Source organism: Phaeobacter sp. JH204B (assembly GCF_048055755.1).
Classification (GTDB): domain Bacteria; phylum Pseudomonadota; class Alphaproteobacteria; order Rhodobacterales; family Rhodobacteraceae; genus Phaeobacter; species Phaeobacter bryozoorum.
In genome coordinates, this window is sequence record NZ_JAYMXF010000019.1 from 58,191 (window position 1) to 80,146 (window position 21,956).

General features: G+C 60.9%; 25 protein-coding genes. 16 read left to right on the plus strand and 9 right to left on the minus strand.

Annotated elements, in window-relative coordinates; genetic code table 11:
• Positions 1-2: 2 nt before the first annotated feature.
• Positions 3-875: a helix-turn-helix domain-containing protein gene (locus VXL81_RS10540; protein WP_416554156.1), complete on the minus strand. Its 873-nt coding sequence runs from the start codon at positions 873-875 to the stop codon at positions 3-5.
• Between the two features lie 90 nt (positions 876-965).
• Here VXL81_RS10540 and pobA point away from each other — a divergent pair, with 90 nt between their 5' ends.
• Entirely contained in the window at positions 966-2,147 is a 1,182-nt protein-coding gene (gene pobA, locus VXL81_RS10545; protein WP_416554158.1) for a 4-hydroxybenzoate 3-monooxygenase, read from the plus strand.
• Here pobA and VXL81_RS10550 read toward each other — a convergent pair.
• Positions 2,144-2,800: an NAD(P)-dependent oxidoreductase gene (locus VXL81_RS10550; protein WP_416554160.1), complete on the minus strand. Its 657-nt coding sequence runs from the start codon at positions 2,798-2,800 to the stop codon at positions 2,144-2,146. The genes pobA and VXL81_RS10550 overlap by 4 nt on opposite strands.
• Before the next feature lie 195 nt (positions 2,801-2,995).
• On the opposite strand from VXL81_RS10550, the gene VXL81_RS10555 reads away from it, so the two are divergent.
• The 10 genes from VXL81_RS10555 (at position 2,996) to VXL81_RS10600 (ending at position 11,385) form a co-directional block, all read left to right on the plus strand.
• Entirely contained in the window at positions 2,996-3,925 is a 930-nt protein-coding gene (locus tag VXL81_RS10555) for an ABC transporter ATP-binding protein (protein ID WP_340544196.1), read from the plus strand.
• Entirely contained in the window at positions 3,922-4,683 is a 762-nt protein-coding gene (locus tag VXL81_RS10560) for an ABC transporter permease (protein ID WP_340544197.1), read from the plus strand. The genes VXL81_RS10555 and VXL81_RS10560 overlap by 4 nt, the downstream gene beginning before the upstream one ends.
• A 223-nt stretch (positions 4,684-4,906) precedes the next feature.
• Positions 4,907-5,704, plus strand: a complete 798-nt coding sequence (locus VXL81_RS10565; protein WP_340544198.1) for a S49 family peptidase — start codon at positions 4,907-4,909, stop codon at positions 5,702-5,704.
• Entirely contained in the window at positions 5,685-5,882 is a 198-nt protein-coding gene (locus VXL81_RS10570) for a hypothetical protein (RefSeq protein ID WP_340544199.1), read from the plus strand. Before VXL81_RS10565 ends, VXL81_RS10570 begins: the two co-directional genes overlap by 20 nt.
• Positions 5,879-6,823, plus strand: coding sequence for a calcium/sodium antiporter (locus tag VXL81_RS10575; RefSeq protein ID WP_416554162.1), 945 nt, complete (start codon positions 5,879-5,881; stop codon positions 6,821-6,823). Before VXL81_RS10570 ends, VXL81_RS10575 begins: the two co-directional genes overlap by 4 nt.
• 35 nt (positions 6,824-6,858) lie before the next feature.
• Positions 6,859-7,635, plus strand: a complete 777-nt coding sequence (locus VXL81_RS10580) for an SDR family oxidoreductase (protein WP_416543398.1) — start codon at positions 6,859-6,861, stop codon at positions 7,633-7,635.
• Between the two features lie 314 nt (positions 7,636-7,949).
• On the plus strand, positions 7,950-9,839 hold the full coding sequence (uvrC, locus tag VXL81_RS10585; protein WP_416536397.1) for an excinuclease ABC subunit UvrC: 1,890 nt from the start codon (positions 7,950-7,952) through the stop codon (positions 9,837-9,839).
• A gap of 164 nt (positions 9,840-10,003) precedes the next feature.
• On the plus strand, positions 10,004-10,675 hold the full coding sequence (gene pgsA / locus VXL81_RS10590; RefSeq protein ID WP_416545626.1) for a CDP-diacylglycerol--glycerol-3-phosphate 3-phosphatidyltransferase: 672 nt from the start codon (positions 10,004-10,006) through the stop codon (positions 10,673-10,675).
• A complete protein-coding gene (moaD, locus tag VXL81_RS10595) occupies positions 10,675-10,920 on the plus strand; it encodes a molybdopterin converting factor subunit 1 (protein WP_416554164.1) in 246 nt (81 codons plus the stop codon). The genes pgsA and moaD overlap by 1 nt, the downstream gene beginning before the upstream one ends.
• A 3-nt stretch (positions 10,921-10,923) precedes the next feature.
• On the plus strand, positions 10,924-11,385 hold the full coding sequence (locus VXL81_RS10600) for a molybdenum cofactor biosynthesis protein MoaE (protein WP_416554166.1): 462 nt from the start codon (positions 10,924-10,926) through the stop codon (positions 11,383-11,385).
• A 58-nt stretch (positions 11,386-11,443) separates the two neighbouring features.
• Here VXL81_RS10600 and VXL81_RS10605 read toward each other — a convergent pair whose 3' ends face one another.
• The 3 genes from VXL81_RS10605 to ubiA all read right to left on the minus strand — a co-directional run bounded on the left by VXL81_RS10605 (position 11,444) and on the right by ubiA (position 14,690).
• Positions 11,444-11,758, minus strand: coding sequence for a hypothetical protein (locus tag VXL81_RS10605; protein WP_340544210.1), 315 nt, complete (start codon positions 11,756-11,758; stop codon positions 11,444-11,446).
• Positions 11,755-13,650, minus strand: coding sequence for an OmpA family protein (locus VXL81_RS10610; RefSeq protein ID WP_416536400.1), 1,896 nt, complete (start codon positions 13,648-13,650; stop codon positions 11,755-11,757). The genes VXL81_RS10605 and VXL81_RS10610 overlap by 4 nt, the downstream gene beginning before the upstream one ends.
• Before the next feature lie 77 nt (positions 13,651-13,727).
• Positions 13,728-14,690, minus strand: coding sequence for a 4-hydroxybenzoate octaprenyltransferase (gene ubiA / locus VXL81_RS10615; protein WP_416554168.1), 963 nt, complete (start codon positions 14,688-14,690; stop codon positions 13,728-13,730).
• A gap of 11 nt (positions 14,691-14,701) precedes the next feature.
• Here ubiA and VXL81_RS10620 point away from each other — a divergent pair, with 11 nt between their 5' ends.
• The 5 genes from VXL81_RS10620 to VXL81_RS10640 all read left to right on the plus strand — a co-directional run bounded on the left by VXL81_RS10620 (position 14,702) and on the right by VXL81_RS10640 (position 18,777).
• Positions 14,702-15,427: a 16S rRNA (uracil(1498)-N(3))-methyltransferase gene (locus tag VXL81_RS10620; protein WP_260099592.1), complete on the plus strand. Its 726-nt coding sequence runs from the start codon at positions 14,702-14,704 to the stop codon at positions 15,425-15,427.
• Positions 15,427-16,335: a GNAT family N-acetyltransferase gene (locus VXL81_RS10625; RefSeq protein WP_416554170.1), complete on the plus strand. Its 909-nt coding sequence runs from the start codon at positions 15,427-15,429 to the stop codon at positions 16,333-16,335. Before VXL81_RS10620 ends, VXL81_RS10625 begins: the two co-directional genes overlap by 1 nt.
• Positions 16,332-16,859, plus strand: coding sequence for a hypothetical protein (locus VXL81_RS10630; protein WP_416554172.1), 528 nt, complete (start codon positions 16,332-16,334; stop codon positions 16,857-16,859). Before VXL81_RS10625 ends, VXL81_RS10630 begins: the two co-directional genes overlap by 4 nt.
• 64 nt (positions 16,860-16,923) lie before the next feature.
• On the plus strand, positions 16,924-18,294 hold the full coding sequence (locus VXL81_RS10635; RefSeq protein ID WP_416536404.1) for a glutamate--cysteine ligase: 1,371 nt from the start codon (positions 16,924-16,926) through the stop codon (positions 18,292-18,294).
• Between the two features lie 228 nt (positions 18,295-18,522).
• Positions 18,523-18,777 (plus strand): hypothetical protein, encoded by a 255-nt coding sequence (locus VXL81_RS10640; protein ID WP_340544218.1) that lies wholly within the window; start codon positions 18,523-18,525, stop codon positions 18,775-18,777.
• A gap of 103 nt (positions 18,778-18,880) precedes the next feature.
• Here the strand turns inward: VXL81_RS10640 and VXL81_RS10645 are convergent, their stop codons facing one another.
• The 4 genes from VXL81_RS10645 to VXL81_RS10660 all read right to left on the minus strand — a co-directional run bounded on the left by VXL81_RS10645 (position 18,881) and on the right by VXL81_RS10660 (position 21,954).
• Positions 18,881-19,354: a YHS domain-containing (seleno)protein gene (locus VXL81_RS10645; protein WP_416554174.1), complete on the minus strand. Its 474-nt coding sequence runs from the start codon at positions 19,352-19,354 to the stop codon at positions 18,881-18,883.
• 280 nt (positions 19,355-19,634) lie between these two features.
• The gene (gene plsY / locus VXL81_RS10650; RefSeq protein ID WP_416536407.1) at positions 19,635-20,240 is read right to left on the minus strand and encodes a glycerol-3-phosphate 1-O-acyltransferase PlsY; all 606 of its coding nucleotides are present in this window, start codon (positions 20,238-20,240) and stop codon (positions 19,635-19,637) included.
• Positions 20,240-21,550: a dihydroorotase gene (gene pyrC / locus VXL81_RS10655; protein ID WP_340544221.1), complete on the minus strand. Its 1,311-nt coding sequence runs from the start codon at positions 21,548-21,550 to the stop codon at positions 20,240-20,242. Before pyrC ends, plsY begins: the two co-directional genes overlap by 1 nt.
• A complete protein-coding gene (locus VXL81_RS10660) occupies positions 21,547-21,954 on the minus strand; it encodes a hypothetical protein (RefSeq protein WP_416554176.1) in 408 nt (135 codons plus the stop codon). The genes pyrC and VXL81_RS10660 overlap by 4 nt, the downstream gene beginning before the upstream one ends.
• Between the last annotated feature and the right edge of the window lie 2 nt (positions 21,955-21,956).

Here is a 21,956-nt window from a genome sequence, read left to right on the forward strand (position 1 = left end):
GCTCACGCGCGGGGCGGTTTTCCCGCAATGATATCGCGACGAAACCGGCGTGGTGGCAGCCCGGTGCCCCGGGTAAAGACGCGGCTGAAATGTGCCGGGTCCGAATAGCCCAGCTCGTAGGCGATTTCTGCCGCACTCAGCGCAGTATAGATCAAAAGTCGCCGCGCCTCGCGCAGCATCCGCTCACTGATAAGTTGCGAGGCTGGCTGACCGGTAGCCTGATGGCAGATCCGATTGAGGTGTGTTGTCGAAACGGCAAGTTCGCGCGCATAGTCGCTCACTTGACGCCGTTTGCGGAAATCCCGGTTCACCAGTGTTTCGAACTGCGCAAACAGCTGGTGGGCCTTGGGGCTCGCGTTGCGATATCGCAAGGCGCCGATAGACTGCGCGACAGTGCCGGTAAGCGCGCCGACAAGCCCGCGCAGGATCTGGCGGCGTGCAAATCCATCGGTTTCATAGGCGTCCCGGATACTCTCGACAAGGCGCTCCAGAGGCGCATCCAGCGGGGTGATGGTTGCGCGGTCTAGCGTGGTCAGGACATCGGGAATGTCATCAAGTACCTGATCAATAAGGTCTGATGTCAGGGTCAACACCCAGCCGCAGGTGTCACTGTCAAAGCGGAAGCCATGCACCGCACCGCGTGGCACATTGACCACGCAAGGCGGTGTCAACTGTTGAGCGATGCCATCCAGGGTAGCCTCACCGCTGCCCCGCATCAGCACGATCAGTTGGTGAAGCCGCGCGTGGCGGTGTGGTTTCAAAGCCCAATCATGCAGCGAGGAACGCGCCTCGATGCTCTCGATATGCAGAAGGTCTGCCAGCTCTCCATGCTCTCCAAACAGGGAGTAGGTATTGATAGCGTATTCTTCCCTCATGTGCGAAATATACAAGAAATCGGCGGTAGGGTCTATTCGCAACCCTGCCTTCTCCGGGCAAGATAAGGATGCGAACAGGAGTGAACCGGAATGCCGAACCAGACAACACAGGTGGTCATTGTAGGGGGCGGCCCGTCTGGCTTGTTGCTCTCGCAACTGCTGCACCGGGCCGGTATCGACACGATTGTGCTTGAGCGTCAGACCCGCGACTATGTGCTTGGTCGCATTCGTGCCGGTGTGTTGGAACATGGGTTTGTGGACCTGATGCGCCGGGCAGGAGCCAATGCGCGTATGGACCGCGAAGGCGTGGTTCATCACGGATTTCACATTGCTCATCAGGGTCGTCTGGACCGGATCGACCTTTCGGGCAGAACCGCCGGTCAAACCGTCATGGTCTATGGCCAGACCGAGGTCACGCGCGACCTCTACGACGCCCGCGATGCCATGGGCGGGCAGATCATTCACGAAGCGATGAATGTCGCCCTTCATGATATCCAGTCGGATCAACCCTATGTCACCTATGAGTTGCAGGGCGAAACCCGCCGGATCGATACCAAGTTCATCGTCGGGGCGGATGGGTTTCATGGCGTCAGCCGTCGCTCAATTCCAGCGGATGTGCTGCGTGAATATGAGAAGGTCTACCCTTTTGGCTGGCTTGGCGTGCTCTCACAGACGCCGCCCGCAACGGCTGAGCTGATCTATGCCCGCCATGAACGCGGATTTGCCCTGTGCTCGATGCGCAATGCACAGTTGAGCCGTTACTACATCCAGGTGCCGCTGACCGACCGTGTCGAGGATTGGAGCGATGCGCAATTCTGGGAGGAGTTGAAGAGGCGCTTGCCTGCGGATGTTGCGGACAGTCTGAAAACCGGCCCCTCGATTGAGAAATCCATCGCCCCGCTGCGCAGCTTCGTCGCAGAGCCGACGCGCTACGGTGCGCTGTTTCTGGCAGGCGATGCGGCGCATATCGTGCCACCCACCGGGGCCAAGGGGCTGAACCTCGCAGCATCTGATATCTACTATCTGTTCGAGGGGCTGTCGGATCATTTCCAGCGCGGCGATGACGGCGCGCTGGACAGCTATTCAGAGCGCGCACTGGCGCGGATCTGGAAGGCGGAACGCTTCAGCTGGTGGATGACCAACCTGCTGCATCGGTTCCCCGACATGTCGCCGGCGGATGTACGATTACAACAGGCCGATCTCGACTATCTGTTTTCCTCCGATGCGGCCCAGGCCTCTCTGGCGGAAAACTATGTCGGCCTGCCTTATTAGGCTCTACCCCAGGCCACTGTCAGCCGTTTATCCGGCCGGTGGCCCTGTTCCGCCAGATCCATAAGCGCACCGCCGAAATCGGCAAAGGAAATCTGTGACTGGCCTTCGTGGTCGGTGACCAGCGTGTCGGTTCCCCAAGCGTACCGCCCCTTGCGTGGTCCCTCTTGCAGCATCGCTGGCGGGCGCAGGCAGGTCCAATCCACATCCGGTGTGGAATCTAGTAGCTGATCCTGCGCAGCGCAGGCTTCCGCGATCGGGCGCACCGCTTCGGGCAGAAAACCAGGTGCGCTCAGCACGGTCTCGCCGCTACCATCTGCAAGCTTCAACAGAGCGGCGCCACCGGTGATGAGGGCAGGGATGCCGACGGAGCGGGCGGCATTCAGGACCGCCCTGGTCAGATCCACCAGCAATGCATCCTGCCCGGGCAGCGGGCGAAGGGCGCTGATAATGATCTGGTGTTGCCGGGCCAGCCCCGCCAGCTGGTCTGCACTGGACAGAACATCCAGCGCGACGGCGGTGACCCGAGCGTCGCCGCTATGGCCTGACCGTTCAGGATGACGGGCGACGGCGGTCACGGTATGGCCGCGTTCGATGGCCTGTTGCAGGGTCGCACTCCCGACATCGCCGGTCGCCCCAAAGAGAAGAATATCCATTTCAAACCTTTTATCTTGATATCGAGATAGTGGGTATTGATTATTTATCTTCACGTCAAGATAGTTCGTGCGGTGCAAAAACGCACAAAATATTGCGCGCAGGCAAACATTTGGCCTGCATTCCACGCTGGCGATCCGATGACCTGGACGCTAACGTGCACTGAACTGATCAGTTTACTTTTAAGGGAGGCAGCAATGTCAGCCATCCTATCTATCCGTGATTTGGAAAAGACATACGAAGGCGGGTTTCAGGCGCTCAAAGGGGTCTCGCTCGAGATCGAGAAGGGGGAGATCCTCGCCCTTCTGGGGCCGAATGGCGCAGGTAAGACGACGCTGATTTCAACCGTTTGCGGCATCACCACGCCCAGTTCCGGGAAGGTGTCGGTGGGCGGTCACGACATCATCGAAGACTTTCGGGCCGCGCGCAGCCTGATCGGGCTGGTGCCGCAGGAGATCAACCTTGAGCCGTTTGAGACGGTGTGGAATTCGATCAAGTTTTCGCGGGGGCTTTTTGGCAAGCCGCGCAATGATGCGCTGCTGGAGGATATTCTCCGCAAGCTGTCGCTCTGGGACAAACGCAAGAGCCAGATCAAGGAATTGTCCGGCGGCATGAAGCGCCGTGTGCTGATCGCCAAGGCGCTCAGCCACGAGCCGCGCATCCTGTTTCTGGATGAACCGACTGCCGGGGTGGACGTGGAGTTGCGCAAGGATATGTGGGACGTCGTGGCAGAGCTAAAACGCGGCGGTGTCACCATCATCCTGACCACCCACTACATTGAAGAAGCCGAAGCCATCGCGGATCGGGTCGGAGTCATCACCAACGGAGAGATCCTGCTGGTCGAGGACAAGGACAAGCTGATGGCGCAGCTTGGCAAGAAGCAGCTGGAGGTGCAGCTGACAGAACCGCTAACAGCCGTGCCGGAAGGTCTCAGCGGCTATGGTGTGACCCTGACAGAAGATGGCCGAGGCCTGATCTATTCCTATGACACCAACGCTGAGCGGACCGGCATCACTGCCCTGCTGAACGACGTGGCTACCGCGGGTCTGACGCTGGCGGATGTGCAGACCCGGCAATCCAGCCTCGAGGACATATTCGTCGGGCTGGTCTCAGGAGAACCGACATGAATTGGACTGCAATCGCCTCCATTTACCGCTTTGAAATGGCGCGATTTTTTCGCACCCTGATGCAGAGCTTCCTGTCGCCGGTGCTGTCAACCTCGCTTTATTTCGTGGTGTTTGGTGCCGCCATCGGTAGCCGGATCGACCAGGTCGAAGGCGTGCCTTACGGTGCCTTCATCGTGCCGGGTCTGATCATGCTCAGCGTGATGACGCAAGCCACCTCCAATGCCTCTTTCGGGATCTATTTCCCAAAGTTCATCGGCACTATATACGAGCTGCTATCGGCGCCAGTGAACTTCCTTGAGATCGTGATCGGCTATGTCGGCGCCGCCGCCACCAAGGCCCTGTTTATCGGTGTGGTGATCCTGCTGACGGCCTCGCTCTTTGTCGATCTGACCATTGCGCATCCGCTCGCCATGGTGCTGTTCATGGTGCTGACCTGCGTCAGCTTTGCGCTGCTGGGATTCATTATCGGGGTCTGGGCGAAAAACTTTGAACAGCTGCAATTGGTGCCGCTGCTGATTGTCACGCCTCTGGTCTTCCTGGGCGGGTCTTTTTATTCGATTTCGATGCTGCCGCCGATCTGGCAGAAAATCACCCTGTTCAACCCGGTAGTATATCTGATTTCCGGCTTTCGCTGGTCCTTCTTCGGAACCTCTGACGTGCCGGTCGGGCTCAGCCTTCTGGCCATCGGCGGCTTTACCGCGCTCTGCCTGGCGGTGATCTGGTGGATCTTCAAAACCGGCTGGCGGATCCGCGCCTGACCCCGAGTAACCGCGCGGCAGATTAGGACCATAACCCGCCCGCCGCGCGGCTTTGGGGCAGCCGCAACATCGCTGCCCCAAGGGAAGGTAAGCCCGGTTAATTCCGCACGTATGTGGCGAACGTTGCAATTTTACCCAAGGTGCGCGGCTTTTTTGCTGCTGCTTTCGCCTCGTTCCGGTGCCATCCCTTGTTTCAGGGCAGTCGGCATTCTACATCGGCGCCATGAACCTGAGATTGCCTTTCTTGAACAAGCCTCCGCTGGTTGCTGTTGTGCGCCTCAATGGCGCCATTGGCATGGCCGGTCGCGGTGCGCTGAATGATGCCACTCTTGGACCGGTGCTGGAGCGCGCCTTTCGAAAGGGAAAGCCGGCAGCGGTCGCCTTTGAAATCAATTCGCCCGGCGGTTCGCCGGTGCAAAGCGCCCTGATTGGTGCCCGCATTCGTCGCCTCTCCGAAGAACTGAAGGTTCCCACTATCGCTTTCGTCGAAGATGTCGCCGCGTCCGGGGGCTATTGGCTGGCCGCCTCGGCGGATGAGATCTGGGCCGACGAAAGCTCGATCCTCGGATCGATTGGGGTGATATCGGCTGGCTTCGGCGCCCATGTCTTTCTGGCCCGCCAGGGTGTCGAACGGCGGGTCTATACAGCGGGCCGCAGCAAATCGATGCTCGATCCCTTCCGCCCGGAAAACGCTGAGGACGTGAAGCGTCTGAAGCAGCTTCTGGGGGACATCCACGACAATTTCATCGCCCATGTCAAAGATCGCCGCGGCGATAAACTGGACACCAGCGAAGATCTCTACACCGGTGAAATCTGGCTGGGACGACGTGCGGTCTCGCTGGGGCTGATTGATGGCATCGGCCATCTGCGCCCTAAGATGCAGGCCCGTTTCGGCGACAAGGTGCGGTTCCGCCGCTATGGCATCAAAAAGCCCCTGTTGGGCCGGATCGGTATGCAGATGGCGCAGGATGCGCTGAACGGTATCGAGGAACGCGCTGAATATGCGCGGTTTGGCCTCTGACGTGATTTTCAAAATCGTTTCCCTGTTTCTTGTGGTGATGGCTGTGCTGGCGATGTTCGGCAAGCTGCGGATGCCCGGGCAAAAGCGCCTGGCCTCGCGGCGCTGCGCCAGCTGCGGACGCTTCAAGATCGGAAAAGGCCCCTGTGCCTGCAAAAAGAATGGAGGGCCTCGGCAATGATGCCATGGCTGTTATCTGGACTTGGGCTGGTCATCCTGCTGTTGGCAGGGGATGCGCTGGTACGGGGTGCGGTGAACCTCAGCCTGCGGATCGGCGTGCCCGCATTGATCGTCAGCCTGACCATCGTTGCCTTTGGCACCTCGGCGCCTGAGATGCTGATCTCCATCCGGGCTGTCGGAGACAATGCGGACGGCATCGCTCTTGGCAACGTTGTTGGCTCGAACACGGCAAATATCCTCATGGTTCTCGGCATCCCGGCGCTGATGCGATCGCTTCACACCAGCGAATGCGATACCCGCAAGAACTATGTGTTCATGTTGATCGCATCGGCACTGTTCATTGCGCTGGCGTTTTACGGAACCTTCACGGTCTGGTCTGGCCTTATCCTGCTGGGCGCGCTGTCGGTTGTTCTGGGCGTGGCCTTCCGCGAGGCGCGCGCCCATCGCCGCAACGGCAAGGATAGTGACCTCGACGAGATTGATGAGGCGGATCCCGATATGCCCTATTGGCGGATCGGCATCTACCTGTTCCTCGGATTGGTCGGATTGCCGCTGGGGGCCGATCTGCTGGTCGACAACGCGTCGATCATCGCGCGGACCTATGGCGTTACCGAAACGGTGATCGGTCTCACGCTGGTGGCCATAGGCACCTCGTTGCCGGAGCTGGCAACCACCGTCATGGCTGCACTGCGTCGGCAGGCGGATGTGGCACTGGGCAATGTGATCGGCTCCAACATGTTCAACCTGCTGGCAATTGTCGGCGTTGCCACCTTTGTCGGCCCGATCAGCGTTGATCCCTCCTTCCTGCGGGTGGATCTCTGGGTGATGCTGGCCTCATCGCTGCTGCTGGTGCCGTTTGTTTTTCTCAAAATGGACATCACCCGCACCTGGGGTGTGATTTTATCGGCGGTTTATGTGGTCTACCTAGTGCAGCTGTTCTAACTCATTGCCAAACAGGCAGATGAGGAGAGAGCAAGATGCGGGCATTGGTAACCGGCGCGGGCAAGCGACTTGGCCGCGCGATGGCACTTGAATTGGCTGCGAGCGGCTATGACGTCGCCGTTCACTACGCCAGTTCCGCAGATGCGGCGGAACGCACGGCGGAAGAGATCCGCGCCATGGGGCGCATGGCTGTTACCCTGCAGGCCGATCTTCTGCAGGAGTCGGCGACAGCCGCCCTGCTGCCCGCCGCTGCCGAGGCTCTGGGCGGTCCGATTACCTGCCTTGTGAACAACGCGTCAATCTTTGAGCACGACAGTCTGGAAACGGCGACCCGCAGCAGCTGGGATCGTCACATGGACAGCAATCTGCGCGCGCCGTTCATTCTGACACAGCAGCTGGCCGCGCAGGACCTGCCCCAGCAGATGGACGATGAGGGGCGACCGCTGGCTTCTGCCGCTGTCATCAATCTGATCGATCAGCGTGTGCGCAAGCTTACACCGGAGTTCATGACATATACGCTGGCAAAATCCGCCCTCTGGACGTTGACGCGGACCAGCGCACAGGCGCTCGCCCCGCACATCCGGGTAAACGGGATCGGTCCCGGCCCAACGCTGAAAGGCCCGCGTCAGAGCGAGAGCCAATTTGCCCGTCAATGTGCAAATACACCGTTGCAGCGCGGCGCTGACCCGGCCGATATCCGCGCGGCTCTGGCCTATCTCCTGCGCGCACCCTCGGTCACCGGGCAGCTGATCTGCATCGACAGCGGTCAGCATCTCAGCTGGGAAACACCCGACGTTGTGGGGTTGGAATAAGGGGCTCTGCGGCCTGGTTCAAAAGTGGTAGCGGCGAAGTTGTGCACGTAGCGTCAACGCGTCGTAAATCCGTTACAAAATTCCTTTTGGAATCATAAACTTGTCAGCAATTGGAAAATTTTACAATTAAAATCAATAACTTATGATAGTGCCTAATTATTAGGCAAACGCTGGAAATCAGCCGAATATAAGGAAAAATCGCGGATAGCCATAAGATACTACCAGACTTATCCACAGCATCGGTGGATTTGTTCGCTGTTGATCCCGATGCGCTAACATTGCAGACCAGCCCCGGGAATCATAGATCTCGAAACATGACAGACCATCAGCCCGACACCCCATCCGAAACGGCATCTTCCCCGGCATTGACGGGGTATGCCGTGATTCAGGAGTACCTGAAGACACTGGACCACTCGCCCGGTGTTTATCGGATGCTCGATAGCGAAAGCCGCGTGCTCTATGTCGGCAAGGCGCGCAATCTACGGGCGCGGGTGTCGAATTACTCTCGTCCCGGCCATTCGCCGCGGATTGAACGAATGATTGCGGCGACCGCTTCGATGATGTTCCTGACAACCCGGACCGAAACCGAGGCGCTGCTGCTGGAGCAGAACCTGATCAAGCAGCTGAAGCCAAAATACAATGTGCTGCTGCGTGACGACAAAAGCTTTCCGAACATTTTGGTGGCAAAGGATCATGCCTTTCCCCAGATCAAGAAACACCGTGGTGCCCGGCGTGAGAAAGGTAGCTACTTTGGACCTTTCGCCAGTGCGGGCGCCGTAAACCGGACGCTCAATCAGCTGCAAAAGGCATTTCTGCTGCGCAATTGCAGCAATGCCATGTTCGAAAGCCGCACCCGCCCGTGTCTGCAATATCAGATCAAGCGCTGTACTGCGCCCTGCACCGGTGAGATATCGGCCGAGGATTATGCCGCATCCGTACGGGACGCCGAACGTTTTCTGTCCGGTCGCTCGACCAAGATCCAGGAGGAACTCGCCGAGCAGATGACCGCAGCATCCGAGGCCATGGAGTTTGAGCGCGCCGCTGCCCTGCGCGACCGGATCAAGGCGCTCACTCAGGTGCAGACGTCCCAGGGCATCAACCCCCGTGGTGTGGCAGAGGCCGATGTGATCGGCCTGCATCTCGACAGCGGACAGGCCTGCGTGCAGGTGTTCTTCATCCGCGCCAATCAGAACTGGGGCAATCAGGATTTCTATCCCCGCACCAGCGGCGATGTCTCACCGGCGGAGGTGATGGAAGCCTTTATCGGCCAGTTCTATGACAATAAGGAACCGCCCCGGCAGCTGATCCTGTCGGATGAGATCGAGAACTGCGACCTGATGGAACAGGCGCTCAGCGACAAGGCCGGGCGTCGCGTCGAAATTCTGGTGCCACAGCGCGGGGAAAAGACGGAACTGGTCGCCGGTGCTGTGCGCAATGCTCGCGAATCTCTGGCCCGCCGCATGGCCGAAAGCGCGACGCAGGCGAAACTGTTGCGCGGCGTGGCCGAAGCCTTCGGCCTTGATGGGTCACCCCAGCGGATCGAAGTCTACGACAACTCGCATATTCAGGGCAGCCATGCCGTCGGCGGCATGATCGTCGCAGGTCCCGAGGGTTTCATGAAAAACGCCTATCGCAAGTTCAACATCAGAGGTGACGAACTGACCCCCGGCGATGACTTCGGCATGATGAAAGAGGTGCTGAACCGACGTTTCTCACGCCTGCTGAAAGAAGATCCCGACCGTGACAAAGGTCTTTGGCCGGATCTATTGCTGATCGACGGTGGCGCCGGTCAGGTCAGCGCCGTTGCCGAAATCATGGCCCGCCACGGCGTCGAAGACATCCCGATGATCGGCGTCGCCAAGGGGGTTGATCGCGATCACGGCAAGGAAGAGTTTCACCGTCTCGGCGAAGCGCCCTTTGCTTTGCAGCGCAATGACCCCGTGCTTTATTTCGTGCAGCGGATGCGGGATGAGGCGCACCGCTTTGCCATCGGGACCCATCGTGCCAAACGGGCGAAAGCCATCGGCGCGACCCCACTGGATGAGGTGCCGGGGGTTGGTGCCGCGCGCAAACGCGCCTTGCTCACCCATTTTGGCAGCGCAAAGGCGGTGAGCCGGGCCAACTTGTCGGACCTGAAAGCGGTCGAGGGGGTCTCGGCAGCGCTGGCGCAGCGGATCTATGATTACTTTCACGGGCAGGGGTAGCCACGCAAACCGGCCGTCGGGTGCCATTGGCGCCTAACCATTGGTTGGGCCGGGCAAGGTCCTGACTTATTGGTCAAAAAACAGCCTCGTAGATGTGACCATTCGCGACGGAAAATTCATCTGTTCCGCTTTCCACCCGTGAAACTGCGGGCTAGTGTGCAGCCATGAAATGGACTGTTCCCAATATCCTCACCCTCCTGCGACTGGTGGCAGCCCCGGGGCTCGCGATCATGTTCCTCTATTTTTCGCGACCCTATGCCGATTGGTTTGCGCTGATCCTATTTGTCAGCGCGGCCATCACCGACTGGTTTGATGGCTATCTGGCGCGCTCCTGGGGGCAGGAGACCAAGATGGGCGCGATGCTGGACCCGATTGCCGACAAGGCAATGGTGGTGATCGCGCTGATGATCCTGGTTGGATATGCTGCCGAGCATTGGACACCCTGGCTGGTCCTGCCTGCAACGGTGATCCTGTTTCGCGAAGTCTTCGTCTCGGGCCTGCGCGAATTTCTTGGAGATACGGCCGGCACGCTCAAGGTGACATCACTGGCGAAATGGAAAACCACGGCGCAGATGATCGCGATCGCCACCTTGTTTTCGCAAGGGATCTTTGAACACTATCTGGTCATGTCCTCCTTTGGCATGGATCAAGCGATTGTGGATCAGATCATGATGGGGGAGATCAGCGACGAATTCGGCCTGCGCTGGAAGTTCGAGGGCATGATCTGGACCGGCCGACTCGGGTTGTGGCTACTTTGGATCGCGGCCGCGCTGACCCTGATCACCGGCGCTGACTACATGCGCAAGGCACTGCCACATCTGAAGGAGACCCGCTGATGGATATCCTCTATTTCGCCTGGGTGCGCGAACGTATCGGCCTGCCGAAGGAAAAGATCGAGACAACTGCCGGCACCGTGCGCGAGCTGGTGGGCGAGCTGAGCGCCCGGGATCCGCGCTATGCGGCCGCATTTGCCGACCTGTCGGCGCTTCGTGTGGCTCTTGATCAGAACCTCTCGGATTTCGATGCCCCGTTGGAGGGCGTGCGCGAAGTGGCGTTCTTCCCGCCGATGACCGGAGGCTGAGCCATGCGGATCGCAGTGCAGGAGGCCACCTTTGACCTGGGCGAGGAGAGCCAGCGCTTTGCGGCAGATGTTGCGACGTCCGGCGCCAATGCCGGCGCCATCGTGACGTTCACCGGCGTTGTGCGCGGGTCGGACCGCGGCGACATGGTGGCGATGGAGATCGAACATTACCCCGGCATGACCGAGCGTGCGATCGTGAAGATCACGGAGGAGGCGCTGCGGCGCTGGTCTCTGGCCGATGCGCTGGTGATCCACCGCCATGGACGTCTGGTCCCCGGCGAGCAGATCATGATGGTCGCCACTGCCGCACGCCACCGGTCCGATGCTTTTGAGGCAGCGGAATATCTGATGGATTACCTCAAGTCCCGCGCGCCCTTCTGGAAGAAAGAGCTGACACGGGACGGTTCGGGCAACTGGGTCGAGGCCAAAGACAGCGATGAAGATGCCCTGACCCGCTGGGACTGACCCGGCGTTCTGCGCCCGGTCAGCGGGCAGCCAGACTGGTACGTTTCTGATTCCGGTATTAACCGTGCAGCTGGCCGCGCAGCTCTTCCGCCTCGCGACGGGCATCGCGCAGCCCGTCCATGGCAGCCCGCAACTCGGCCTCGGTCTGAACCAGTTGATTGGACAGCTCTGCCTCACGTTGTTGCAGGTAGGTGATCGCCTGATCGCGGGTTTCCTCCGCTTCGTGCAGCTCCTGGCTCATCCGATCCAGATCGGCGACATCGCTTTGCCGCACGCGGGTGAAACGATGCACCAGCCAATTGGCAAACCACCCCATCGCAAAGGCGACAAACAGGATAATGGCAGTGGTGATGATGAACTCTGTCCTGTTCATTGTCCGGAGGTCTCCTGTTCGCTGTCTGGGGCGGCTTCTTCGGCGGCGGCCTCATCAAGGGTCGTTTCGCTTGTCGGGTCATTGGCCGGGCGGATCAGCCGGAATTCGATACGGCGATTGGCCTCGCGCCCTTCCTCGGTATCATTGGTCGCAATTGGTGTGCTTTCGCCATAGCCCTTGGCGGTAAAGCTGCTGGTCACCAGCCGCCGTCCGCGCAGCTCGTTCAGAACCGATTGGGCTCGCGACTGGCTGAGCGACTGGTTCATTTCCTCGCGCCCCTGACTGTCAGTATGGCCCTGGATCTCCAGCCGCACACCGTTACAGCGCGACAGGATATCGGCGATCTGATCCAGCGTATCGCGGCTGCCCGCAGCGACGGTTGCCGACCCCGGCTCAAAGGTGATTTTCGAAACGGTCTGCACCGCTGCCAGTTCGGCTTCGCAGAGTTCCGGCGACATCGGTTTGTCCGCAGGCTCCGGCGGCTCCTCATAGGAGACGTTCAGCTCATAGCTCTCCGCCTCGCCCAGCTTGGCCGATAGCAGCTTGGCAATTTCAGCCGGGGCGTCTTCGCGGTGGCTCATCCCACTCAGTGTGAGACTATCCGGCGTCACGGAGACCGCACCGCGTTGCAGAAAGGACAGCGCCTCCAGCCCGGCCAGCACCCGCACAGGCCAGTCGGCAGGCAGGTCTTCGACAACGCGGGTGGCGCTGTGAACATTGTCGGAACCAAACCGGGCCTTGGCATAGCTGCTGCTGATCTGACGCAGCGCCTCATCCGAAATGCGCCCGCGCAGCTGGACCTGGCCCTCCGGGCTCAGGGTTGCGGTGAACTCAGGCGGCCCATTGCCCGCGTTGGCTTCGGGTTGCGGCAGGACCGCGTGAACCGCAAAGACCTGCGGCAGGGCGCTTTCCAACTCTCCCACGACATGGTCGAACAGCGCCGCTGCGGTGCCTTCGGCGGCGACCAGCGTCATATCGGCATTGGCCAGTGTCATGGATCCAGCGCCCAGCTCGGCCAGTGCCGCGATCCCCAGCTCTGCGGCGCGCGCCCAATTGGGCGAGGGAACGCCCATGCCGATCACGCAGTCAACCTTGCCGTCAAACCCGGCCTTCTCGGCGGCCCGCAGGATGCGGTCGCGGCTCAGCTCGCTTTCGGCGGAACAGGCATCAAAGCGCCCGCCAGAGCCATCAATGCTGTAGCGCAGTGTAAATGGAGTAATGACCGGGCGCGGGGCCGCGATATCCAGCGATAGGCGCAGACCGGCCGGCGCCATCCGTGTCAGGCGTTTCTCGATCTGTTCCTTGGCTTCGATACTGTCCGAGATCGCGGTGATCGAAACTTCCTCGGCCTCAACCGAAATCTTGGACCGGGGCAGCAGGCTCAGCGCGTCCAGCGCGTAATCCATCGCAGACATCCAGCCCTTCGGAGCGGCGTAATTGGCGGTCTCCAGCAGATCGGCGACCTGATCGGCGCCCGCAATCGTATTCAGCCGCGTGATCACCGTGTCACGGTCCGTGACGCGGGGGATCAGTCCGATGATCGAAATGCCGCTGTCATTGCGCAGGATCTCAGCCGAAAATCGCGGAGGGGCGATCCCTTCGGACGGGGTGATCTGCATGTCGTCGATCACGCGCGCCGCATCGACCACGCCACCCACCAGCGAAATCGCGCCAAAGCGTGTGGCCTCATCGGGGGCGGTGCCGTTCAGGATCACCCGCAGCCCGTCGGCGGTCACCTCGGCCCAGGTGTAGCCTGCCTTGTCCAACGCGCGCCGCACGGCGGTTTCGCTGCCTGCTTCGATCCCCGTCACTGCAAACCCGGCCACAACCAGACTGAGCGCGGCAGCCGCGACAAAGGTCAGGCCAGAGATCAAAAGCGAGGACAGGCGCATGGGCAGACTGGTCTCCGTTGGGGCATCCGTCCGAGACGGCTTTTGTCTGTCTTACAGGGGCGCGGCGGCGGGTTCAATCATGCGAACAGAGCTGCGGCAAAGAAGATCAGCGGAATCAAGCCCGTATCCCGATTGAGCCGAAACAGCTGCAACAGGCGCTCGCCGTTTTCGGCATCAAACACCCTGAGTTGCCAGGTCATGTGCCAGCCCATCGCCCAAGGAGCCACCAGCGCCAGCACCAGCGCCAGCACCGATCCCTGCGGCTGCACCGCAAGAATGATCGCGATCCCCATCAGGCTGACCGTTGCCACGATGAAGCGGCGTAGCCACATCGGCGTTTGCGTGCCAAACAGCCGGGCGGTTGATTTCACGCCGATCAGCGCGTCATCCTCGGTATCCTGATGGGCGTAGATCGTGTCATAGAACAGCGTCCAGGCAATGCCCGCCAGATACAGGATGACCGCAGGCCAGTTCAGCGTGCCGGTATGGGCAACCCAGGCCAGCATCGCACCCCAGTTGAAGGCAAGGCCAAGAAACATCTGCGGCCACCAGGTAAACCGCTTGGCAAAGGGATAGATGGCCACCGGAAACAGCGCGAGGATTCCCATGGCAATGGCCGCCTGATTGAACGTCAGCAGGATGCCAAGGGAGACAAGCGCCTGAAGCCCCATCCAGATCACCGCACCGCGAACGGTCACCTGACCGGATGGAATGGGGCGCGAGCGGGTGCGTTCGACCTGACCGTCAAAATTGCGGTCGGTGATATCGTTCCAGGTACAGCCTGCGCCGCGCATCAGCCAGGCACCGGCACCGCAGGCCACAAAGATCCACAGATCACCCCAGCGCGGGCTTTGATCCCAGAGGATCGCCAGCATCAGGCCCCACCAGCAGGGGATCAGCAGCAACCAGGTTCCGATGGGGCGATCGGCGCGGCTCAGCCGCAGATAGGGACGGCTCCATGCCGGGGCGTAGTGATCGACCCAATTGCCTTTGACCGCATCTGCGACCTGTCCATCTGGTGTTGGCGTCCCGCCTTGCATATGTATGCCTCATGAGTGCAAAGATCAGACTGTATGTAGAGCACCCGCTGGGGGCAGGGCAATCGGTTCCTCTGGACCGCGATCAGGCGCATTACCTGTTTGGGGTCATGCGGCAGACGGTGGGGGCGCAGCTGTTGCTGTTCAACGGACGGGACGGCGAATGGCGCGTCGAGGTGGCCGAGGCCAGCAAGCGCAGCGGTGTCCTTATCTGCCAAGAGCAGACGCGGCCATTGGTGCTGCCGCCGGATTTGTGGCTGCTGTTCGCCCCGATCAAGAAGGCCCGCACCGATTTCATCGTGGAGAAGGCCGCTGAAATGGGCGCGGCGCGGATCCTGCCGGTGCAGACCGATTTCACCAATTCCGACCGCATCCGGCAGGATCGACTTCAGGCCCATGCGGTGGAGGCCGCAGAGCAATGTGGCGGCACCTACGTGCCGGAGGTCGCGGATCTTCAGAAACTCTCGCGGCTGCTCGACCATTGGCCCGAAGAGCGCCAGCTGATGTTTTGTGACGAAGCAGAGGTCGGCAGCGCATTGGCACTGGCCAGCGAGGCACAGGCACAGGTACCTTGGGCCATCCTGATCGGTCCCGAGGGCGGGTTTTCCGAGGCAGAGCGCAAGCGTCTCCACGCGTTGCCGCAATCCCATGTCGTGAGCCTTGGTCCCCGCATCCTGCGCGCGGATACCGCAGCGGTGGCGGCGCTGACCGTTTGGCAGCAACGCTATGGGGATTGGTAATGAATTGGCGCCCGGCACAGGACAATGATCTCCCGGCGGTTCAGGATCTGCTGCATCGCCATATCGAAAGCTCCATGTTTCTGCTGATCAACCTGCGTGATCACGGGCTGGCTGGCACCGCGCCAAAGGCGGTGCAGCTCTGGGTGCGCGGTCGTGCAGAGGATGGTGTTGCCGGGCTCACCAATGATGGGAGTCTCTTGATCCAGGCGGGCGCCGCCACCGCAGAGGACTGGCGGCAGCTGCAACAGCTGGTGGATCACCGACTGGCGCAGACAGCGTCGCAACAGCAGGTCGGCGTGTTGGGGGAGACCGCCCAGCTGCGCCGCTACCTCGCTGCCACCGGCCTTGATCAGCGGCCCAAGCGCCTTGACCGCGATGAGCCGGGGCTGGCGCTGACCCTGTCCGATCTGGATCGGAGCAGCCTTGATCGTCCGCAGCTGCGGGGCGCGGTGTTGCATCCGCTATCTGCGGCACCCCGCCCGATGTTGGTACAGTGGCGGGCCGCCTACCATCAGGAAACTCTGGGCACTCCGGCATCAGAGGCCGTCGCCGTCGCGGCCGGCGATATCGACAGCTATCTGCTGCGCGACAGCCATAGGGTGCTTGAGGTGGCGGGCCATTGGGTTGCGATGACCGGCTTCAACGCCCAGCTGCCGAAGGTCGTGCAGATTGGTGGGGTCTATACGCCACAAGAGCAACGCGGGCGCGGCTATGCCCGCTGCGCTCTGGCATTCCACCTGCGAGAGGTCCAGACCGCAGGGGTCGAGAAGGCGGTTCTCTTTGCAGCTGGAGACGCGGCAGTCCGGGCCTATCGTGCCATCGGGTTCCAACCCATCGGGGGCTATTCGCTTGTCCTGTTCGATCAGGAACCCGAGACCGTCGTGACCGAGGGAGCGCTGACAACATGAGCTTCATCCGACCCGAAGCCCGCCGGTCCCTCTGGCGCTGGCGCGAGATGATCGCGGCGACCGTGCTGGGGGCTCTCGGCTTGTTCTGGGCTTTTGGTGGCTATGGGGTTCAGGCGCTGATCGGCTGGGCTCTGCTGGGCCTTGGGGTGATCATTGCCGTCATCGGTATGCAGCGGATGCGGTTCCGTCTGGGTGGAGGTGGCCCCGGCGTGGTTCAGGTCGACGAAGGCCAGATCGCCTATTTCGGTCCGCTGACCGGTGGGGCCGTTGCGCTATCCGAACTGGAGCGGCTGACACTGGACCACGCCGCGAAACCACCCCATTGGCTGCTGGATCAGCCGGGGCAGGCGGCGCTGGCGATTCCGGTCAATGCGACCAACACGGATGCGCTCTTTGATGCCTTTGCGACCCTGCCGGGGTTGCGTATGGAGCGTATGCTGGCAGAATTGCATAAATCCGGCGCTCACCAGGTCGTGATCTGGGAGCGTGCACCAACACGTCAGACCGTGCACAGGCTGCATTGACACCACCGGAAATACCGACCACGACTTGCAACGCAAGACGGATCAACCTTACGGAGAGCCCCAGATGTCTATTCCTCAATCCGGCGGTGGGCCGATCGAACGTCACGAGCAGCTTGCGGAATATCTTGCCTCCGGCTGCAAGCCCCGTGACCAGTGGCGGATCGGTACGGAGCACGAGAAATTCGGCTACTGCAAGGACTCCCTGAAACCGCTGCCATTTGAGGGCACCCGGTCCATCGTTGCCGTGCTTGAGGGCTTGCGCGACCGCCATGGCTGGTCCGAGGTGCGCGAAGGGGGGCATCTGATCGGTCTGGAAAAGGATGGCGCCAATGTTTCGCTGGAACCCGGTGGTGCCCTGGAACTCTCTGGTGCGCCATTGGAGACCATCCACGAGACCTGCGACGAGGTAAACACCCACCTGCGCGAGGTGAAGGATATCGCCGACGAGATCGGCGTCGGGTTCATCGGTCTGGGCGCGGCTCCGATCTGGACCCATGAAGAAATGCCGCTGATGCCCAAGGGTCGCTACAAGCTGATGGACGCCTATATGGGCAAGGTCGGCACCATGGGGCGGACCATGATGCGGAGGACCTGTACCGTGCAGGTCAATCTCGACTTCGGATCGGAGGCCGACATGGTGCAGAAAATGCGGGTGGCCATCGCGCTGCAACCCGTTGCCACTGCGCTGTTCGCCAATTCTCCCTTCCTTGAGGGAAAACCGAACAACCACAAATCCTGGCGCTCGCGGGTCTGGCGCGATCTGGATGCGGATCGGACCGGCATGGTGCCTTTCGTGTTCGAAGAGGGCTTCGGCTTTGAACGCTGGGTGCAATATGCCCTCGATGTGCCGATGTACTTTGTCTACCGCGACGGCCAGTACATTGACGCGCTGGGCATGTCGTTCCGCGATTTTCTCAACGGGGAACTGCCCGCACTGCCGGGTGAAACCCCGACCCTCAGCGACTGGGCCGATCACCTGACGACGGCTTTCCCTGAGGCACGTATCAAGAAATACATGGAGATGCGGGGCGCCGACGGTGGCCCGTGGCGTCGCCTCTGTGCCCTGCCGGCCTTCTGGGTGGGGATGATGTACGATCAGTCCAGCCTCGATGCCGCCTGGGATCTGGCCAAGGGCTGGGACGCGGAAACCCGTGAAGCCCTGCGTGTCGCCGCTTCGGAGCAGGGGCTGCAGGCACAGGTGGGCAATATCAAGATGCACGATCTGGCGCGCGAAGTGGTGGCGATTTCCGAGGCGGGTCTCAAATCCCGCGGTCGCGCGGGCGCCGGTGGGCTGGTGCCGGATGAAACGCATTTCCTCAACGCGCTGAAGGACAGTATTGAAACCGGCAAGGTCCCGGCGGATGAGCTGCTCGACCGCTACAATGGCGACTGGAACGGCGATCTGAGCCGGATCTACGCGGAATACAGCTACTGAGGAACGCTCAAGATCGCCTCAGACCAATCTCAGGGGGTGCCTATCGGGGCGCCCCTTTTTCATATGGCGGCCGGTTGATACCTGCTCGCTATGACTGGGTGTCGCAGGGGCGTTCACCGGTGGGTTCACTGGCGCTATCCAGCTGGTTTTCCCCCTAAATGACACCTTGCTCACTCATTTACTGGTCCCTAGAAGAGCGCGCATTCTATAGCTCTGAAAGGTGTTGAAATGGGCAATTTCTTTATCTCTGCATTTGAAAAACTTGTAGGCGTATTCATGGTTTTGCTGCTGATCGCCGTCGCAGGGGGTGCTGTGCTTGCGGCCCTGCAGCCCGGTGGCGGCGGCATCCTCGCAGCCCTTGGCGTGCTGGTGGTCGGCGGTCTCTACGTCGTTCTGATTGGTGGCTCGCTGTATCTGGCGGTGGGGATCTACAACAACACCAAGCGGACGGCTGATGCGATCGAACGGCTGGCTTCAAAGTAACTATTGTCGGCTGGGGCGATGGTCCCAGCATTGCGGTAATACAAATGGGCGGCAGGATACCTGCCGCCCATTATTCATGATCTAGCGTCGCGCGCTGGGAAGGTTACTGCAGAAGCTCGGCTGGTTCAGCGTCGGCGATTTCTTTCCAGTTCACATCAGCTTTTTCAATGAAGCCGGGAATGTCCTTGCTCCAGCGTTCCTGAATGTCCTTCGACAGGTTCAGGTAAAGCACATTGTCGACGATTTTCCACTCGTTCGGGTCGCCGTCGAATTTGAAGCCCATCGCGGCCCCAAAGGCGCAGTAGCCACCATAGGCCGGGACATAGGCCTCGGGGCTGGCTTCAAACAGTGCTTTGTTTTCCTCGGTGGCAAACCAGTAGGTGGCGTCATCGAATGTCGCGGTTACCTTGTAGGATCCTTTGGTCGGCTCTCCGGCGTTGAAATATGCGACCGGGTCGTAGCCCTGCATTGCCAGACCGGTGGAGGAGGCGTTGACATCCACGCCGACTGCCAGTGCCGAGGTTGCCAGTGTCACGGAAAGGGCGATCCCGCCCAGAAGGGATTTTACGGTGTTCATCGGTGTGAACCTTTCGATTTGTCGGATGCCGTGGCACCCGGAGTTGGAATGATAAAAGGCGTGCGTCATCAAAATGTCGGTGTTCGAAATTAGACCGTCCTGGTCACGACACCGATATGAGGGCTCTACCGATCACGTTCAAAACAACTCCTTTTGTATGTGTGTTGATGCACAATCACTCTGCACCGGAGCGCTGGCACATTCGCGTGATGAAAAAAGCCCTCATCCGGTGTGGATGAGGGCTTTTCTTTGAAAACAAGTGCTTATATGGCGGTGGCCGCTATTTCTGGCCGATCCTCGGTTCGGTGCCCATGCGCAGCCGGGCGATGTTTTCCTTGTGCCGCCAGAGGATGATCAGCGCCAGAAGCGCGGCCAGTGCCGTGATCATCGGGACACCCAGCAGCAGGCACCACAGCGGTGCGGCTACGGCTGAGACCAGAGCGCCCATCGAGGAAATCTTGCTCAGATAGGCTGCCGCCAGCCAGGTGAGACAGCAGGCGATGCCCACCGGCCAGGCCAGTGCCAGCATCAGGCCGAGGAAGGTCGCGACGCCTTTGCCGCCTTTGAACTTCAGCCAGATCGGGAAGCAGTGACCCAGAAACGCGGTGAGACCGGCCAGCTGCGCTGCATCCTCACCGGCCAGAACACGGGCCAGCAGGACCGCCGCCGCGCCCTTGCCGCCGTCCAGCAGCAGGGTCAGCGCTGCGGCCTTTTTCGATCCGGTGCGCAGCACATTGGTGGTGCCGATATTGCCGGATCCAATGGCGCGAAGATTGCCCAGGCCCATGATCCGGGTCAGCAGCAGGCCAAAGGGGATGGACCCCAGACCATAACCGATCACGGCCCAAAGCAGCAGAAATGGGGCGGCAGTCTCAATTGGCGGCATCAGTCTCTCCGATAGACCGGTTCGCCGGCCACATAAGTTGCCAGTACCCTACCTTGCATGCGCTGCCCGTCAAAGGGGGTGTTCTGCGATTTCGAGTGCAGCGAAAAACGGTCCATTACAAAGGGCTGGTCGGCGTCAAACAGCACCAGATCAGCCGGTGCGCCTTCGGCCAGGCGACCGCAGTCGAGCCCCAGTCGTTTGGCCGGGTTGAGGGCCATCGCCCGAAACAGCGTTGGCAGGTCCAGCTGTTCGGCATGATAAAGCCGCAAGGCCGCGGGCAGCAGTGTTTCCAGTGCGACAGCCCCGGCGGCGGCTTCCTCAAACGGCAGGCGCTTGCTTTCTTCATCCTGCGGTGTGTGCATCGAGGAGATCGTGTCGATCAGCCCCTCGCGCAGCGCGTCGATCAATGCCAGCCTGTCCTCCTCGGATCGCAGCGGCGGTTTGACCTTGAAGAAGGTGCGGTAGTCGGCAACGTCCAGCTCGTTCAGGGTCAGGTGATGGATCGAGGTTCCGGCAGTGATGTCCAGCCCGTTGGCTTTGGCCCGCTGAAGGGCGGGCAGGGCGCGCGCGGTGGTGATCTGATCTGCGTGATACCGCGCTCCAGTCATTTCCAGCAGGGCGATATCGCGATCCAGTCCCATCCGCTCGGCCATCGGGGTGACGGCGGGCAGCCCACGCAGCGTGGCGAATTTACCCGAGGTTGCGGCGGCCCCTTTGCTCAATCCCGGCTCCTGGGGGTGGGCGATGACCAGCGCGCCGCAGCTGCGCGCATAAGACAGGGCGCGGGAGAACACCTTGGTGTCGGCGACGACATGATCGCAATCGGAAAAGGCAACCGCACCTGCATCCATGAGAAAGCCGATCTCGGTCATTTCTCGGCCCTCGCGCCCCTTGGTCAGGGCGGCCATTGGCAGCACGTTCACCGGTGCATCGGCCTGCGCGCGACGGGTCACGAATTCCAGTGTCTCGGGGCTGTCGATGGCGGGCGTCGTATCCGGCCGCGTTACCATGGTGGTAACCCCCCCTGCCGCTGCTGCAAGGCCTGCGGATTTATAGCTTTCCTTGTGACGTTCCCCGGGTTCGCAGACCTTGACCCCGATGTCGACGATACCCGGCGCAAGACATTTTCCGTGGCAGTCAATAAGGGTCACATCCTCTGCCCCAATGTTTCGCGTGCGAAACAATTGGTCAGGGTCGGTGCCATTCTTTTCAACCGCTGCAATGCGCCCCGAGTGTACCAGAACCGCACCTAGGCTGTCGGTGCCGGCTTCGGGGTCGATCAGTCGGGCGTTGGTGAACAAGAGGGTCATGCGCGTGGACTTTCCGGGTGGTCAGAGAGGGCGGTTTCGATGGCGGTGCGGGTCGCAGCCGGGTCGGGCTGGTATTTGATCAGGTATTTGTGGCCGTCGCGGGTGACGATCTGCACAGTGCTGCCGAGCTGGTTCACCTGGGCAATATTGGCCAGCGGAATCTGTTGGTGGTCCGGGCCGATCACCGATGTGCCGCCAAGGGTCCAGACCCGGGTCAGCTCATCCGACATCAGATAGCCACCACGCAGGCCGATCGCGGCGAGCCCGCCAATGGCGCCAGTCCAGACATATGGGTTCCCCATCACACAGAGAATGCCCATCGCGCCAACCATGGCGATGACCGCGAGCCAGGCGTGGCTGCGCCAGTAGGCCATGCGATCCGGGTAAAAGCGGGTCTCGGCCATGA